Below are 16,389 nucleotides of genomic sequence, written 5' to 3' on the forward strand. Positions count from 1 at the left end.
TGTAATGGCTCAACGATACCCCCTTGGCGTCGAGCGATAAGACGTTACCATAGCGACATTAATCTGACAAATTACAGAACGATGAATGCAACGAGCTCGAATACCGGCACGCCCGGCGCGAATGGTGGCCACGCCGCCCGGATCATGGTCGTCGACGACGACGTGCGCCTGCGCGACCTGCTGCGCCGCTACCTGACCGAACAGGGCTTCCAGGTCGTGACGGCGGAAAGCGCACCCGCGATGAACAAGCTGTGGCTGCGCGAGCGCTACGACCTGCTCGTGCTGGACCTGATGCTGCCCGGCGAGGACGGGCTGTCGATCTGCCGCCGCCTGCGCGGCGCCGGCGACCAGACCCCGATCATCATGCTCACCGCGAAAGGCGAGGACGTCGACCGCATCGTCGGCCTCGAGATGGGCGCGGACGACTACCTGCCGAAGCCGTTCAACCCGCGCGAACTGGTGGCCCGCATCAACGCGGTCCTGCGCCGCAAGGGCCCGGACGAAATCCCCGGCGCGCCCAGCGAGACGCCGCAGACCTTCGAGTTCGGCGACTTCGTGCTGGACCTCGGCACCCGCACCCTCAAGAAGAACGGCGAGACCGTGCCGCTGACGACGGGCGAATTCTCGGTACTCAAGGTGTTCGCGCGCCATGCGCGCCAGCCGCTGTCGCGCGAAAAGCTGATGGAACTGGCGCGCGGCCGCGAATACGAGGTGTTCGACCGCTCGCTGGACGTGCAGATCTCGCGCCTGCGCAAGCTGATCGAGCCCGATCCTTCGAGCCCGCTGTACATCCAGACCGTATGGGGCCTGGGCTACGTATTCATTCCTGAAGGCCAGCCGCGCTAGTGTTCGCACCGACCCCGAAGGAACAGGCCGCGCCGCGTCTCCTCGGCAGGATGAAGAGCGGCCTGTTCTGGCGCACCTTCTTCCTGCTGTCCGTGCTCACGGGGCTGTCGATGGCCTCGTGGATCGGCATGCTCAACGTGTTCCAGCGCGGCCCGCAGGTCGAGCAGACCGCCGAGCTGCTCGTCTCCGTCGTCACCATCACGAAGGCCGCGCTGACGCACTCCGCGCCCGACCTGCGGCGCGAACTCCTGTTCGAACTCGTGTCGAACGAAGGCATCCGCATCTACGACGTGAAGCCGACGGACACCGTGGAGCCGCCGCCGCCGAATTCGCTGATGCCGGAAGTGGCCGCCATCGTGCGCGACAAGCTCGGGCCGGACACGCGCTTCTCGCGCCAGGTGAACGACATCCCCGGCTTCTGGGTCAGCTTCGACATCGACGGCGACAAGTACTGGCTGATGCTCGAACGCGACAAGCTGCCCGGCCTCACGCGCGTGCAGTGGCTCGGCTGGGCGACCGTCGTCGGCGCGCTGTCGCTGCTGGGCGCCGCGCTGATCTCGGGCCTCGTCAACCTGCCGCTGGCGCGCCTGACGGCGGCCGCGCGCGCGATCGCCCAGGGCAAGCGCCCCGCCCCGCTGCCGGAAAAGGGCTCGCGCGAGATCATCGAAGCGAACCGCAGCTTCAACCAGATGATCGAAGACCTGCAGCAGCTGGAAAAGGACCGCGCCGTGATCCTGGCCGGCATCTCGCACGACCTGCGCACGCCGCTCGCGCGCATGCAGCTGGAAGTGGAAATGGCGCCGCTGTCGGACGAAGCGCGCACCGGCATGCAGTCCGACATCGCCCAGATGGACGCCATCATCGGCCAGTTCCTCGACTTCGCCCGTCCCACCGAAAGCGCGACGTTCGTGCCGGTCGACCTGTCCGACCTGCTGGAAGACTGCGCCCGCGAGGCCGGCCGCCTGGCGGACGTGCGCACGACGACGGACATCGATCCGGACATCCACGTGATGGGCAACACGACGGACCTGCGCCGCGTGATCAACAACATCATCGAGAATGCGCGGCGCTACGGCAAGACCCCGGGCGCGGACGTGACCGAAATCGACATCGCCCTGCACGTGAAGATGACGGGCCACGGCCGCCGCGCCGTCGTCGAGATCAACGACCACGGCAGCGGCGTCCCGGACGACCAGATCCAGCAACTGCTGCGGCCGTTCACGCGCCTGGACAGCGCCCGCGGCCAGGCCAACGGCGCCGGCCTGGGCCTGGCGATCGTCGAGCGCGTGATCAGCCGCCACAACGCCGAGCTGAACGTGCGCAACCGCGACGGCGGCGGCCTGGTGCTGCAATTCGCCCTGCCGCTGGCCAACTAAGTCTTTTCTCCACGGCACGTCAAATTGCGCCGCTAAGCGCGCCGCCGCACGGTCGCGCCCGTGACGTGGCGGTACAGTCGGCCTACAACCACTTTCGAGGAGGCCAAGATGAAAAAACTGCTCATTGCTGCCCTGATCGCCGGCTCGTTCGGCGGCGTCGCGCTGCCGGCCAGCGCCGACGTCATCGTCCGCACCGCGCCGCCGCCGCCGCGCGAAGAACGCGTGCCGGAGGCACGCCACGGTTATGTGTGGGCACCGGGTCACTGGGAGTGGCGCCACCACCATCACGTCTGGGTGAGCGGCAAATGGCTGCGCGAGCGCCGCGGCTATGTCTACCATGCGCCGACCTGGGTCGAGCGCGACGGCCACTGGGTGATGGAGCCGGGCCGCTGGCGCCGCGGCGACCGCGACGGCGACGGCATCCCGAACCGCGAGGACGCCCATCCGAACAATCCGAACCGCGGCTGATCGCCGCGGCGCGCCCGGCACAGGCTGACCGGGCACCGCATCCGAAGCGCCGTCCGTGCCGGTTTTCCCGGCGCGGACGGCGCTTTGCTTATGTACGCGACAGCGCGCCGCATGGCGCCCCCGTGTCCACCGTTCCTCCCCAACGATACGCCGTAGAGTGGGCACCCCGTGCCCACGTTGCCCCGCCAACCGCACGGCACAAAAAGAAACCGCCTGCGCATCGCTGCATCAGGCGGTAAATCCAAGTTCGCACTTGGAGGAGACAGAGGAGACCAGCGCCGGAGCGCTGTAACAGGATGGCAAATTGGGACGGCGGCCGCGTCTGCAAGGGGGACGGCGACTTTATTTTTTCCCGTCGACGTGTAGGCCTGGTCGGACGATCACCCGGCAGCATCGATGCTAGACTGGCGCCCATGGACGCTTGTTCCCTCCACGTGCGCAGCTACGGCGCCGACCTCGGCGCCGACCGCCACGATTTCGCCCAGCTCGTGCTGCCCCTCGGCGGCGCCGTGCTGCTCGACATCGACGGCCGGCAGGACCGGCTGGACCCGCTGCGCGGCGCCTGCGTCGCGCCGGGCGCCTGGCATGCGCAGACCGGCGTCGGCCCCAACGAATCGCTGATCCTCGACGTCGCCACCACGGCCATGTCGCATCCGGCCTGGGAACGCCTGCTGGAACGGCCGTTCATGCCGCTCGGCCCGGGCGCGCGCAAGCTCGTCGAGTTCATGGGCGCGATGCGCGCGCAGCCGGTCCTGGTGCGCGGCTGGATGCCGCTGCTGCTCGACACCCTCGCGCTGGACGCGCCCCGGCCCGCCTCGCGCCTCGCCGCCCTGCTGGCCCGCATCGAGGCCGAGCCCGGCCTTCCATGGTCAACGGATTCGATGGCCCGCAGCGCCGGCCTGAGCATCAGCCGCCTGCACGCCCTGTTTCGCGCCGAGCTGGACACGAGCCCGCACGCGTGGCTGCGCGGCGTCCGCCTGTCCCGCGCCCGCGCCTGGCTGGCCGACACGACGCGCCCGATCGCCGACATCGCGCTGGCGGCCGGATTTTCCGACCAGAGCGCGTTGACGCGGGCGTTGCGGGATGTGACGGGGATGACGCCGGGGGCGTACCGGCGAAAAGGCCGGGAAACATTGCCGTCAGCTGTGGCGCGCGAATAATGTTCGCCACAAACCAATGAAGTCCGCCACGACAACCGAGAGCGACTGCGCCCGGCGACTTATCCTGTTAGCAACAAGCTCGTACGCTGAGCTATATTGACCGTCTGCTATGCATTCAAGGCAAATCGAATCGTCTTTCTTTCATCCGTAAAAATGAAATGATCAGAAGTGAAGTGGGCGCGATTGTCCACTGCCGGTGGACGAATAAAAAGATGTGGCAATAGGGCGCCGGCGCAGCTGTCATGCAATAGGAATGTCGGCGGTTTTTACAGTTATCTGCATCCGCAACCGTTTTTGCCGATTAGGTGGTTGATTATTGGTGGAATTATATTCCGGCATGGTTCTTGCATCGTTCCCGGCTCCCCAACCACGGAGTCAACCATGCTCAAAAAATTACTCGTGCTCGCGTTCGCAGGCTGCGTCTCGATGTCGGCGTCGGCCGCCTTTATCCAGTACGATTTCAAGAACGCGACGTTCGATGACGGCATGCCGCTGACCGGCTGGTTCGTCCAGAACACGACCAACCAGGCCATCGCGTTCTACGACTTTCAAACCGGCTACCAAAACTATATCCCCGCCTTCGACTCGAACGTGACGACGGCTTTGATCACGACCAATGGCGGCCCGACCAGCTTTGACGCCTGGTCCGAGAACATCGGCGACTACCATGGGGATATCTACCTGGATTTCCGTTTCGACCCGGGCTCGGCCAGCTATACCGTGTCGGGCCGCGAGTTCAGCACGTATCTGTTTGCGCAGCCGGGCGAGCTGCCGCGAACCCACGCCATCCAGTCGGGCAGCGTCGAACTGGGCCAGATCGATCCGGGCCTGCTGGCGCTGCTCGAATCGGGCAACTCGGGCTTTCAGGAAGTCGTGCCAGCCCCCGTGCCAGGGAGCGTGCCGGAACCGGCCAGCCTGGCGCTGGTGGCGGCCGGCCTGGGCCTGATGGGCCGCCTGCGCAAGCGTACGAAGCCCCGCGCCGTCTGAAATGAAACGCCCGCAATGCGGGCGATGTTCGTCCACTGGCGGGCTTGACCAATATGGAGGTGTCCCAGTGCGTACGCTGGACTGGGTCCACTTCTGAACGCATCGGGATACTCAGCCTGTTAGCTTCTCGCCTCAGGCGCTGAACGAGTAGAAAAGTTCCATTCTGCGATACATACGGAAATAAAGGGTTTTATGAGCGATTCACCCGACAGAAAAGACAGCAAATTCATCGGCGTTGGCATGTGTTTTGGCGTAGCGATTGGATGCGGAATTGGCATCGCAATCGGCAACCTTGCTCTTGGCATTGGTCCGGGGGTGGCAATTGGCGTGGTTATGGGCGCCCTGATGTCGAAGTTCCGGCGCTAACTTTACATTTGACCGTCAAAAGAACTCTGTTATTCAGCAAGGACCCGACGGGCCGTTTTGGGTTGGTTGCGGACGTTCGGCAGCGTCCGCTTTTGGTCAAAACGCCCTGTTGTGACCGGCCCAACGCATTTCACTTATGGTTCACACATGCATAAGATCTTGCTCATGCTTTTCAGCGCCCTTGCTCTTTTATCGGCGCCCGCAAGATCGACCGAAATTCGCGATGTCTCCATGATTCAGCTCATCGCCAACCCTGACCGGTATGACGGTTCGCCCATACGGCTGATTGCCTTCTTGAACCTGGAGTTTGAAGGAAATGCGCTGTACCTCCACCGCGAAGATTATGAAAAGTCGCTCTCCTCGAACGCGATCTGGATATCGCTCACAGACCAGCAGGAAAAATCGTCAAGGAAGCTCAGCGGGGGATACGTTTTGGTGGAAGGGACCTTTCGGGCAAACGAACGAGGTCATTCAGCCCACCGCACGGGCCGTTCAACGCCCAGTTGCCCGGCGCCCCGGTCATTCTGATCCGATAATGCGGACGCCCAGGTCGCAGCGGCGTCGGACAGTACCGACGCTTGTCAGGCCAGCGCTGCCTTGGCGGCCTCCTCCGGCGTCAGATCGTCGTAATACTGATCGGTAAACCATTCGACCTGCTCTTCGATATGGTCCTGCGCCTGTTGGACGGTGGCGCCGCCGGCGACGAGAAACTTTTCCACCTCAATACACCAGTGGATGAATGCCAGCGTTTCTTCGTCGAGTTCTTCTTTCTTGGCCATGTCGTTTCCTCTGCTATTACGTAATTGGACGAATCGCGCGATCCATCCTGCGCCGATTTTACCGCAGCAGCCCGCGGGCCCGCATGCCGGGTTTTTCTAGTCGGATTCGCGCAACCAGGACGACTTCTTCGCCCCGCCGCCCGACGGCGCCTGTTCCGGCGCCTCATACGTGGCCGGCTTGAACTTGCGATCGACGTCTTGCGGCGGCGGTGCCGGCGTGGGAGGCCTGCTCGTCACGAATGACCCGAGGCTCACCGAACAGCGGTAGAGCACCGCGCAGATTGCCACGATGATGGCGGTTAATGTAATGGCAAGCCCGTCCGGACGACCCGCAATCACGAGGATGCAGGCCACGACCACGATGTCGAGGCAGACGAGATAGTTGAAGCGTGCCTTTGTATCGGAACCGGCTGGTTTGACTTGCATGTTCATTGTAAAAGCTGATGGCAATGTGGGGGCGATGCGGAATCTTAACATTTCCACGTGGAAATATTCTACACCTTCGGCGCGCATGCGACGCGAGTCCCGGTCAACATTCCAGGAGTCCGCGCCAAGACGAGCCGCCGCCCCATCCCGGACAATGGCGGCTTTCCGCACTGGAGCAGCAACCGTGTCCGTCAACAAAACCCACCTCGGCATCGCGTCCGGCATCGTCGCCGGCGCCTTCTGGGGACTCGTCTTCCTCGCGCCCAGGCTGGCCGCCGGATTCCCGCCGCTGCAATTGTCCGCCGGACGCTACCTCGCCTACGGACTCGTCGCCACCGTGCTCGTCGCGCCGTCCTGGCGCCGGCTCAAGGGCGCGCTCGGCTGGCGCGCATGGCGTGCCCTCGCCTGCCTCAGCTTCATCGGCAACATCCTGTATTACGTGCTGCTCGCGAAAGCCGTGCAGACGGGCGGCGTCGCGATGACGGCCTTCGTGATCGGCCTGCTGCCACTCGCCGTCACCATCGTCGGCAGCCGCACGCGCCATGCGCCGTCGCTGCGCGCGCTGCTGCCCTCGCTGGCCTGCAGCGCGGCGGGGCTCGTGTGCATCAGCTGGCAATCGCTGGCCGCGTCCGGTCCGGGTTCGTTGACAGGGTTACTGTGCGCGGCCGGCGCCCTCGTCTCGTGGACGGCCTATGCGGTCAGCAACAGCCGCTGGCTGGCACGGCTCGAGCACGTGTCGGCGCAGGACTGGAGCCTGCTGACGGGCGCGGTCACGGGCCTGGAAGCCATCGTGCTGGTCGTGCCCGCCTTTTGCGGCGATACGCTCGTCCACAGCGGCGCGGACTGGCTCCGCTTCGCCGGGCTCATCGGCGCCATGGCCGTGTTCTGCTCCGTGCTGGGCAATGGTTTGTGGAATATCGCCAGTCGCGCGCTGCCGCTCGCGCTCACGGGGCAGATGATCGTGTTCGAAACCATTTTCGCATCGCTGTACGGCTACCTGTGGGAAGGCCGCTGGCCGACGCCGCTCGAAGGGCTCGCGCTGACGTTGTTGGTCGCGGGCGTCGTGATGTGCGCGCGGGCGCATCGCGAGGAGACAGGGGCCGCGCGCACGCCAGTAGAAGCGGCGGCGGAGGCGCGCACGTGAACCGGACGTACGGCGCCCGAATAACATCTACGGCCGGATTGACGATCAAGGACGCAAATTGATTGCGGCCAAATCCTCACGATCAGCTCAGCATGCCACTCGGACAGGACTTGACCAGCCAGGCGGCGACCGTATTTCCATCTGAACGATAATCGAAATTCCCATCAGTCAACACGACCACGATCGGCGTCCCCTACACTGGATCGCGTGGTCCCTTGACCTGATTCCTGAAGCGATTATGCGTAGCACCTATGACCGAGCCCGCAACCATGATGATCTCTTGCATTCGACGCTATACGGTGTGTGCCGCCGTGTTCGCCACGTCACTCTCAACTGCCGCCGCGGCTGCCGCCACTACGCCGCGTGCATGGCTAGTCAGCAAAGGCAATGCACAGGCCGTGCTGGTCGGTGAGTCTCACACCAGCACGCCGGTCGAGAACGACCGTTACTTTGAGACCGTCGTCAAACCGGGTTACGCGGTGGCTGAGGTGGCCGTCATGGAGACCTACTTCGGCCCGGACCAGCTCCAGAACGGCGCGTTCGCGCTCGGCGCGCCCTGCTTTGACGATCCGAAGGGTTTGCACACGCAGCGCTTGCATCTTGCCCTTGACGCCCTGATCAGGACGACGCGGGATAGCCATCTTGACGTACCGAACTGGCTCGAAGGTTGGGAAATTTTTCCGCAATACCTGGCTGCGACCTTGTTGGACACTTTTACGACAGAGTCCCTCGGGCCGGCATACGGCGTCGCCTTCGCAACAGGCGTTTCCTTCCGCCTGCGCGGCAAGGGCACGGTATCGAAAAAGACGATTGGTCTCGATAAGCTCGTCGACCGGCGAACGCACTTCTGCAACGCGAGTGCCGCTGACAGAGCGGATTTCGTTGCCGATAAAGCCCTGCAGGTTTCGCGCCTGCTGCGCCTGAAGCAATCGGACCCGTCGTTTACCTCCCTCGGCAATCTGGCAGGCGTCGCCGGGGAGGCTATCAATGAAACGATCCGCTGTGTCGACCAGGCAATGCCCTGTGCCATTGATCAAGTTTCTCCTGAGGAGCAGATCTTGCAGGACAAGGGATGGGCGATGCACTATAGCTCGGGCACTTTTGAGATCATGATCAAACAACGCACCCGTGCCTGGGTTCCGCTCATCGCCAAAACCATTTCAGAACACCGCAGGAGCTTCGTCATCGTCGGTGCGTTGCATCTTCCCGACCTGCGAGTTGGCAAACGGGTCGAGCCTGGTTTGATCAGCCTGCTGCGCCAGGAGGGCTTTTCGGTCACCCGCATCGACGGGGCAGGTGACATCAGCGCGACGTTCCTGTCGCCTTCCTGGTTCGACCGCGTGCGCTCCGCGCTGGGTAGCTTATGAAGACCATATTACAGACCGAAGCGAGCGAGTGCGGCTTGGCCTGCCTTGCCATGGTGGCGATCACTTCGGCTACCCTGTTCAACGAAAAGGCTCACGCAGCGGCAGGAGCCGTGTGCACCACACACGCGGCTCCTGCGTGACCCTCGCCGTATCAGCGGCGTACCGGCGGCTGCGTCCCCTGCTGCGGCTGCGTCCCCCCGCCCGCTCCCCCACCCTGGCTGCCGCCGGTGGTCGGTGCGCCCTGCTCCGTGCCGGTGGCGCGCACTGGCGATCCGCCCGCGCCGCGCGGTCCCGGCGCACCGGCGGCCGCCGCGACGGCCGGGCGCTGGCTGGAACCGGCCGGGATGTTGATCCACCTGGCCGCCGATGGCGGCGCCGGCTGGGCGCTGAAATATGCCGACAGGGCCGCCACGTCAGCGTCGGGCAGCGACTGGGCGATGTGGGTCATCTGGCCGCTGCTGTCCGTCTTGCGCGCGCCGTTCTTCCATGCCGCCATCGCCGCCGTCAGGTAATTCGCGTGCTGGCCGGCGAGGTACGGATACACGGGCGGGTTGCCCACGCCGCCCGGACCATGGCAATTGGCGCACGCCTGCACGCCCCGCGCGTCGTCGCCGATGGCCGACAGCGTGGCGCCGCGGTCCATCCCTGCGGCAGACGGTTTGGCGACCGCCGCCGCAGCGCCCGCGGGCGCATCGCCGAGCGACGCGTAATAGGCGCTGACGTCGCGAATCTGCTCCGCGTTCATCGCCTTCGCGATCGGCTGCATGATCGGATTCACGCGCGCGCCGTTGGCATACGCCCCCAGCTGCTTGCCGAGGTAGGCGGCGGACTGGCCGGCGATGCGCGGGAAGCCGCCGGCCGCATTGCCCTCGCCCTGCGCGCCGTGGCAGCCGGCGCAGGCCGTGATGCCGTTCGGCGCGCCGCTCGTGGCCAGTTGCTGGCCCGCCTGCAGGCTGGCCTGGCCCTGGGCGGGCGCCGCCGACGCACCGGGCAAGGCGAGCGCATTGGCCACGCCGCCGCCGGCGTTCTGCTGGGCCAGGGTACCGGCGCCGCCCTGGGCGCCCGGTTGCGCCGCGGCCGGATTTGCGGCCGGATTTGCGGCCGGACTCGCGGGCGGGTTCGAGGACGGATTCGCGGCCGCCTGCGTGGGCTCGACCTTCGGCGCGGGCGCATCGTTGCCGCCGCGGTGGCAGCCCGCAAGGAGCGCGAGCGCCGCCACGGCGGGGCCGTACCGGTACAGGGTCGTCTTCATGCTTGCACCAACGCCTGCCCGGGCGCCTTGAGATAGCGGCTGACGATCGCCTCGGCCGCCATGTACGCCAACGCGCCCACGGTATCGGTGGGGTTGTAGGTGGCGTTCTGCGGGAAGTTCGAGGCGCCGATGACGAACAGGTTCGGCACGTCCCAGCTTTGCAGGTAGCGGTTGACGACGCTGGTCCTGGGGTCGAGCCCCATCACGGTGCCGCCCGTGTTGTGCGTCGTCTGGTACTGGGTGACGGTGTACGGGCCCTTGCGCGGCGAGGCCACGACCTGCCGTCCGCCCATCGCGCGGCCGATCGCGGCGGCCTTGTCCGTGATAAAGGCCGACATGCGCAGGTCGTTGGCCGGAAAGTCGAACGTGATGCGCAGCAGCGGCTGGCCCCACGCATCCTTGTACGTGGGGTCGAGGTCGAGGTAGTTGCTGCGGCTCGACATCGAGGTGCCGTGCACGGTCAGCACGGCGGTGTGGTTGTAGTGGCGGACGACGGCTTCCTTCCACTTCGCGCCCCAGGCCGGCGTGCCGGGCGGGGTCGGGTGGAATTCGATCGGGCGCCCGTGCGACATGACCTCGCCCATGTAGGCGCCGCCGATGAATTTGTGGGGGCCGTGGTCGAAGTTGTCGCCGACGAAGTCCGCGATCACGGTGCCGCTCGCGCCCGAGCGCATGAACGGGTTGATGTTGACGGATTCGTCGAAGAACACCTGCGCCGCGCCCATCGTCTGGTACGCATAATTGCGCCCCACGACGCCCTGCCCCGTCTTCGGATCGTAAGGCTGGCCGATGCCCGACAACAGCAGCATGCGCACGTTGTTGAGCGCGAACGAACAGAGGATGACGAGTTTGGCCGGCTGCTCGAATTCGCGCCCGGCCGCGTCGACATAGGTGACGCCCGTCGCCGTCTTCTTGTCCTTGGCGAGGTTGATGCGCAATACCTGCGACTGCGTGCGCAGCGTGAAGTTCTTGTCCTTGAGGAGGACCGGCAGCAGGATCGTCTGCGGCGACGATTTGGCATAGTGCTCGCAGCCGTAGCGCTCGCAGTAGCCGCAGAACATGCAGCTCTGCAGCGTCATGCCCTCGGGGTTCGTGTACGGCTGGCTGAGATTCGAGGACGGCTGCGGGAACGGATGGTAGCCGAGGCTCGCGGCCGCCTTGCGGAAGATGGCGGAGCCGTACGGTTCCTTCATGGGCGGCGTCGGATACGGGCGCGAGCGGGGATTCTCGAACGGGTTGCCGCCCGCGATCTTCTGGCCCTTGACGTTGCCGGCCAGGCCGCTCGTGCCCAGCAGGTATTCGAAGCGGTCGTAGTACGGCTCCATGTCGGCCGCCGTCACGCCCCAGTCCTGCACGTTCAGTTCGGCGTCGATGAAGCCCTTGCCGTAGCGCTGCTCGTTGTGGCTGCGCATCTTGAACTCGTCGTCCTGGAAGCGGTACGTCTGGCCGTTCCAGTGCACGGCCGCACCGCCCAGGCCGGTGCCGGGCAGGAAGCCTTCCCAGCGCCGGATCGGCAGCGCGACCTGGTTCACGTTGTTACGGAAGGTCATCGCTTCCTTCGTGTTGTCCTGCATGAGGGCCTTGCGCACCGAATAGCGCAGTTCGTCGTGCATGTGCGGGCCCTGGAAATCGGGCACCGTGGCTTGCGCGTTGCCGCGCTCCAGGCCGACGACCTTGAGGCCCGCCCTGGTCAGCTCGCGGCCGAGCATGGTGCCGACGAGGCCCACGCCGACCAGCACCGCATCCACTTCCTTGAGGCGGGTCGCCATCACTTGCCTCCTTTCTTGACGGGATTCGGACCGACGGCCTTCGGCTGGTCCGCCACGGGCTGGATGTGGATCATGCGCCGGTTGTCCTCGCCCATGCTCATCGGCGCCCGCGTGAACAGGATGCCGTGCTGGTCGACGAGGTGGTAGAAGCTCGCGTACGCGCCGGGGAAGCCGATCATCTTCCACGCCGCCATGTCCTTGTTGCCGCCGTAGATCGGGTCGGAAAAGAAGCCTTCGATCGTCAGCGCCAGCAGCGATTCGAAGAAGGTGTGCGCTGGTACGCCGTTCAGGTCCTGGCTGCCGGTCTGCAAGCTTTCCAGGTAGGCGTCCTGGTCGGCGCCGGGCAGCTTGTCGAACGTCGTGTTGCGGCGTTTTTTCACGTCGCCGTCGATGGCGCGCAGGGCATTGCGGAACAGCTCGGCCGGCGTGAACGGCAGCTGGTAGCCCTGGCCCGGCACGCCCGCCTGCCACGGGCCGCTGCGGTACAGGCGCTCGCCGGCGCCCCACGCGCCGCCCAGCTGGCGGTCGATGTAGTTCGGCACGCCGGCCTCGAGCGCGCCGGGACCGTTGGCGTCGAGCGGGATCAGGCGCGCCACGGCCGCTTCGACGAAGCGCGCCTCGTCGGGGCGGAAGAACAGATAGGCCGTGTGCGCGGCCGCGCCGGTGGTGGTCGTGGTGGTAGCGGGGGCGGCGCCGTGGCCGTGTTGCGCCGCGTCGGGCGCGAGGGCATGGGCCTTCGCCGTGAGCGCGGCGGCCGTGGCGCCCGCGGCCTTGAAGAAGGTGCGTCGGGTAAGTTTCTCCATCGTCGGTCCTTTCCGGATTATTCGAACGTGCGAGACAGAATGGCCCAACGCTTGGAACCGCACACTGGCCAAAGGTTCGGCCGGGCCCGTCGATGTTTGCTGCGGACAGGGTGAGGCAACGAACAGATGGAACCAGTCGCGACGGGCACCATTCGAGCCTAGCACAGGAGAACATCATGAAGCGCCCAGTTAGACTGCTGAGCATCGTTGCCGCCGCGGTACTGGCGGCACCGGCACTGGCCGGCGAGATCGTCAAATGCGTGGACAGCAATGGCCACATCACCCTGACCGACCAGCCCTGCGCCTCCGGCTCGGCCACCGTGCCGGTGTCGCGCGACACCGGGGCGGCGCCGCCCCAGCGCCACGTGCTGCCCGCGGCGGACCTGCCCCACGCGGCCTGGAAACGCCCGAACCTCGCGGCGCCCGTGCGGCTCGCGCGCGACGTCGCCACGCTGAAGGAAGCGCGGCGGATGCTGATGCTGCAGGATGCGCGGCCGCGCCTGGCGGGGCTGAATTAAGCGTACGTTCGCATCACGCAAACGGCTGGCAGGCACGAAGCGCCCACCTACGGACCGAATCAGGTAGGGTGGGCTCCCCGAGCCCACGCGTAACGTATGCGGTTTGCAAACGTCCGCGTCGGCACACGGTGCCCACCCTACAGCAGATGGTCGTCGAGCGACGCGAAGCCCAGCAGCTCCGGCTCGTTGGCGGACGAACCCAGCGTGCGCACCAACTGCAGCACGTCGTCGCCCTGGATGAAGCTGGCCGACGAGCTCGCGGCCAGCAGTTTTTCGGGCGGCTGCGAACGCGCCACGGCATAGCCCTGCACGTAGTCGACGCCGATCTCGGCCAGGGTGCGGATCGTGGCCGCGTCCTCGGCCCATTCGGCGATCGTGCGCATGCCCAGGTTGGCGGCCAGGTTGACGATCGCTTCCACGATCGCCACGTTGGCCGGGTGGGCGTTGATGTTGACGATGAAGTTGCCGTCGATCTTGAGCACGTCGGCCGGCAATTCCTTGAGATACGAGAACGACGTGTAGCCGGCGCCGAAGTCGTCCAGCGCCACCTTCACGCCGAACGCGCGCACCTGGTCGATGAAGCGGCGCGTGTTGTCGAGGTCGTGCAGCGCCACGCTTTCCGTGATCTCCATGCACAGCCGGCTCGCCACGTGTGTGTAGCGCGACAGGATTTCCAGCGTGTCCTGCACGAAGCGCTCGTCGTTCAGCGACGCGCCGGACAGGTTCATGCACACGAAGCGCGTGTTGACCAGCGATTCCAGGTGGTTCTCGATCCACGACAGGGTTGTCGACAGCACCCAGCGGTCAATCACGCCCGCGCGGCCGCTCTTCTCGGCGGCGGCGATCAGCGGACCGGCCGGGGACACGCGGCCATCCGCCTCGCGCATGCGCAGCAGCACCTCGAAGTTCAGCGATTCGTACGGCGCGGTGAGCGACATGATCGGCTGCATCTCGAGGAACATGCCCTCGGTGGCGTCCGGACCGGACAGGCGCGCAACCAGGTTCAGTTCGTTGGCGCGCTCCTGGAACGCGTTCGATCCGCGCTCGTAGACGACGAGGCCGTCGCTGTGGCCGCCCTTCGCTTCGCGGCAGGCACGGTCCGCGGTCGATACGGCGTCCTTCATCGGCATGCCCGGCGACACCTCGATCAGGCCGACCGAACCGCGCACGTGGAACGCCTTGTCGCCCACGCGGTACGGCGTGCCGCCGATGCGGTCGACGATGCCGCGGCAGATCAGCGACGCCAGCGGGACGGCGGTGTCGGGCATCACGATCACGAATTCGTCGCCGCCCACGCGGCCGATCTTCTGGCCGCCGGCCAGCGTCAGCTCCATGCGTTCGCACACCTGCTTCAGGACTTCGTCGCCGGCCGCGTGGCCGAACAGGTCGTTGATCAGCTTGAAGCGGTCGAGGTCGATGTAGGCCAGCGCCAGCGGCTTGCCCGCGTTCAGCAGTTGGGACGCGCCCTCGAACACCTTTTCGATGCCGCGCCGGTTGAAGACCTTCGTCAGCGGGTCGTTGTTGGCCATGAAGCGCAGCTGTTCCGTGGCGCGGTATTGCTCGGTCACGTCCTGCAGCACGGCCTCCACGCGGCCGCGCGCGAGCGTGGCGTTGACCATGAAGCGCTGGGCGCCGTCGCGGCTGACGATCTGCATCTCGGCCTCGCTGCGCACGTGCACCTGTTCCAGCAGTTCCGTCCACATGCTGTCGGCGAAGAACTGCTTCCATGCCGTGCGGCCCGGGGCGATCTCGGTAATGCCCAGCATCTTGCGCATGGCCGGGTTGGCGCTCACGATCGTGCCGTACATGTCGAGCGTGAACAGGCCGACGGGCATCGCCTCGTAGGCATGCTCCAGCTTGTCCTGGGCTTCCCTGCGCTTCTGCGTTTCCATGCGCATCTGCTCGGCGACGGCCAGCGCGGCGAGCAGGCTCGACGCGAGGGCCGCCGTGACGCTGTTGATCACGTTCAGCACCTGGTGCATGCCGAGCGCCGCCGACACGACCTCCGCCAGCGACGCCACATAGGTCAGCGCGAACGAGGCCGCGAACCAGCCCGCCACGCGGTTGCGCGAACGCAGGATGATCGTGAGGAGGCCCAGCGTCATCAGCGAGAACCCGAAGGCCATGATCACCCACAGCATCGGCAGGAACGTGCCGTACGGCAGGGTTACGGCGCCGATGAGCAGCGGGATGCAGGCCCATTGCGTGATGCGCAGCGGGATCGCCCAGCGCGTCTTGACGAGTTCTTCGCGGAACAGCGCCTGGTACAGCGTGAGCGTGGACACGCCGTACAGCGCGATGGTCAGCGAGCGGCCCAGCAGCATCCATTGCGGCGGCACGGTCATGCCCAGCCACTGGATGTCCCAGCCGGCCGACAGTCCGGCGATGCGCAGGTTCAGGATCAGCCAACCGGAAAACAACACATACAGCGGCTGGCGGTTGATGAGGGCCGTGATCAGGACGAACAGCGCCAGCACGATCATGCCGCCGTCGAGCAGGCCCGACTTGCGGTGGAACGCCTCGACGGACTGGTCGAACTGGGTTTCCAGCCATTGCACGACGTTCACGCGCGCGGGACCGGCGAAGCGGCCGCGGCACAGGATCTCGCGCGGCAGCTCGGCCAGTTGCAGGGCGAAGCCGGCCTTGGCCGTGTGCAGCGACGGCGTGCCCACGTCGCGCGTGGCCGCGCCCAGCGGCTGCAGCGTGGTGGCATCCCAGCAACTGACGTCGACCGCGTGGCGCGACGGGAACTCGATGATGTCCCCGGAGATGCTGCCGGGCGTGCGCGGGCGCGTGCTGAAACGGAACCACACGGGCGCCTCGGACAAATGCGTGTCGAAGTACGAGACCGGGATGGCGTCGCGCAGGCGCGCGTTGGCCGCGGCCAGGGTCAGCGGCGCCGTTTCGCGCACGACGCGGATGTCGCGCGCATCGCCGTTGCCGGACATGTACTGGCTGTCCCAGCACAGCAGCGCCAGGATGGAGACGACGCCGATCGCGATCGGGATCAGGTAATAAGCGAACGTCCGGAACGTGAGGTCCAGCGCGAACTGCGCGAGGCCCGGGAGTTTCCAGCGGCCGGATGATGTGAATTGCATGAGTATCTGCGAAGCTGGTATCGCGGCCCG

Annotated in this window: 16 protein-coding genes; 10 read left to right on the forward strand and 6 right to left on the reverse strand. The window is 66.0% G+C overall.

What is annotated here, in order from left to right; all coding sequences use genetic code 11:
* Positions 1-81: 81 nt before the first annotated feature.
* The 7 genes from ompR to ASC93_RS02525 all read left to right on the forward strand — a co-directional run bounded on the left by ompR (position 82) and on the right by ASC93_RS02525 (position 5,731).
* Positions 82-846: a two-component system response regulator OmpR gene (gene ompR / locus ASC93_RS02500; RefSeq protein WP_056436387.1), complete on the forward strand. Its 765-nt coding sequence runs from the start codon at positions 82-84 to the stop codon at positions 844-846.
* A gap of 50 nt (positions 847-896) precedes the next feature.
* Positions 897-2,222 (forward strand): sensor histidine kinase, encoded by a 1,326-nt coding sequence (locus ASC93_RS02505; RefSeq protein ID WP_056436390.1) that lies wholly within the window; start codon positions 897-899, stop codon positions 2,220-2,222.
* 108 nt (positions 2,223-2,330) lie between these two features.
* On the forward strand, positions 2,331-2,690 hold the full coding sequence (locus tag ASC93_RS02510; protein WP_056436393.1) for a YXWGXW repeat-containing protein: 360 nt from the start codon (positions 2,331-2,333) through the stop codon (positions 2,688-2,690).
* Between the two features lie 413 nt (positions 2,691-3,103).
* Positions 3,104-3,850: an AraC family transcriptional regulator gene (locus ASC93_RS02515; protein WP_056436396.1), complete on the forward strand. Its 747-nt coding sequence runs from the start codon at positions 3,104-3,106 to the stop codon at positions 3,848-3,850.
* 381 nt (positions 3,851-4,231) lie between these two features.
* Complete coding sequence (locus ASC93_RS02520; RefSeq protein ID WP_056436399.1) at positions 4,232-4,837, forward strand: PEP-CTERM sorting domain-containing protein; 606 nt, start codon at positions 4,232-4,234, stop codon at positions 4,835-4,837.
* A gap of 192 nt (positions 4,838-5,029) precedes the next feature.
* Positions 5,030-5,203: a hypothetical protein gene (locus tag ASC93_RS31580; protein WP_200958255.1), complete on the forward strand. Its 174-nt coding sequence runs from the start codon at positions 5,030-5,032 to the stop codon at positions 5,201-5,203.
* 147 nt (positions 5,204-5,350) lie between these two features.
* Positions 5,351-5,731, forward strand: a complete 381-nt coding sequence (locus ASC93_RS02525; protein ID WP_056436402.1) for a hypothetical protein — start codon at positions 5,351-5,353, stop codon at positions 5,729-5,731.
* Positions 5,732-5,784: 53 nt separating this feature from the next.
* On the opposite strand, the gene ASC93_RS02530 is transcribed toward ASC93_RS02525, so the two are convergent.
* Both ASC93_RS02530 and ASC93_RS02535 read right to left on the reverse strand, forming a co-directional pair.
* Positions 5,785-5,982, reverse strand: coding sequence for a hypothetical protein (locus tag ASC93_RS02530; protein WP_056436405.1), 198 nt, complete (start codon positions 5,980-5,982; stop codon positions 5,785-5,787).
* A gap of 96 nt (positions 5,983-6,078) precedes the next feature.
* On the reverse strand, positions 6,079-6,495 hold the full coding sequence (locus ASC93_RS02535) for a hypothetical protein (protein WP_157201713.1): 417 nt from the start codon (positions 6,493-6,495) through the stop codon (positions 6,079-6,081).
* A 67-nt stretch (positions 6,496-6,562) separates the two neighbouring features.
* On the opposite strand from ASC93_RS02535, the gene ASC93_RS02540 reads away from it, so the two are divergent.
* Positions 6,563-7,552 carry a DMT family transporter gene (locus ASC93_RS02540; protein ID WP_056436410.1) on the forward strand — a complete coding sequence of 330 codons (990 nt, stop codon included), beginning with the start codon at positions 6,563-6,565 and terminating at the stop codon, positions 7,550-7,552.
* A gap of 251 nt (positions 7,553-7,803) precedes the next feature.
* The gene (locus ASC93_RS02545) at positions 7,804-8,919 is read left to right on the forward strand and encodes a TraB/GumN family protein (RefSeq protein ID WP_082547708.1); all 1,116 of its coding nucleotides are present in this window, start codon (positions 7,804-7,806) and stop codon (positions 8,917-8,919) included.
* 151 nt (positions 8,920-9,070) lie between these two features.
* On the opposite strand, the gene ASC93_RS02550 is transcribed toward ASC93_RS02545, so the two are convergent.
* The 3 genes from ASC93_RS02550 to ASC93_RS02560 are packed head-to-tail and all read right to left on the reverse strand — an operon-like array spanning position 9,071 to position 12,743.
* Positions 9,071-10,171 (reverse strand): cytochrome c, encoded by a 1,101-nt coding sequence (locus ASC93_RS02550; protein WP_056436415.1) that lies wholly within the window; start codon positions 10,169-10,171, stop codon positions 9,071-9,073.
* Positions 10,168-11,940 (reverse strand): GMC family oxidoreductase, encoded by a 1,773-nt coding sequence (locus tag ASC93_RS02555; RefSeq protein WP_056436418.1) that lies wholly within the window; start codon positions 11,938-11,940, stop codon positions 10,168-10,170. The genes ASC93_RS02550 and ASC93_RS02555 overlap by 4 nt, the downstream gene beginning before the upstream one ends.
* Entirely contained in the window at positions 11,940-12,743 is an 804-nt protein-coding gene (locus ASC93_RS02560; RefSeq protein WP_056436421.1) for a gluconate 2-dehydrogenase subunit 3 family protein, read from the reverse strand. The genes ASC93_RS02555 and ASC93_RS02560 overlap by 1 nt, the downstream gene beginning before the upstream one ends.
* 176 nt (positions 12,744-12,919) lie before the next feature.
* On the opposite strand from ASC93_RS02560, the gene ASC93_RS02565 reads away from it, so the two are divergent.
* A complete protein-coding gene (locus tag ASC93_RS02565) occupies positions 12,920-13,261 on the forward strand; it encodes a DUF4124 domain-containing protein (protein ID WP_056436424.1) in 342 nt (113 codons plus the stop codon).
* Positions 13,262-13,398: 137 nt separating this feature from the next.
* On the opposite strand, the gene ASC93_RS02570 is transcribed toward ASC93_RS02565, so the two are convergent.
* The gene (locus ASC93_RS02570; protein WP_082547710.1) at positions 13,399-16,359 is read right to left on the reverse strand and encodes a bifunctional diguanylate cyclase/phosphodiesterase; all 2,961 of its coding nucleotides are present in this window, start codon (positions 16,357-16,359) and stop codon (positions 13,399-13,401) included.
* Between the last annotated feature and the right edge of the window lie 30 nt (positions 16,360-16,389).

Source organism: Massilia sp. Root335 (assembly GCF_001425685.1).
Classification (GTDB): Bacteria; Pseudomonadota; Gammaproteobacteria; order Burkholderiales; family Burkholderiaceae_D; genus Telluria; species Telluria luteola.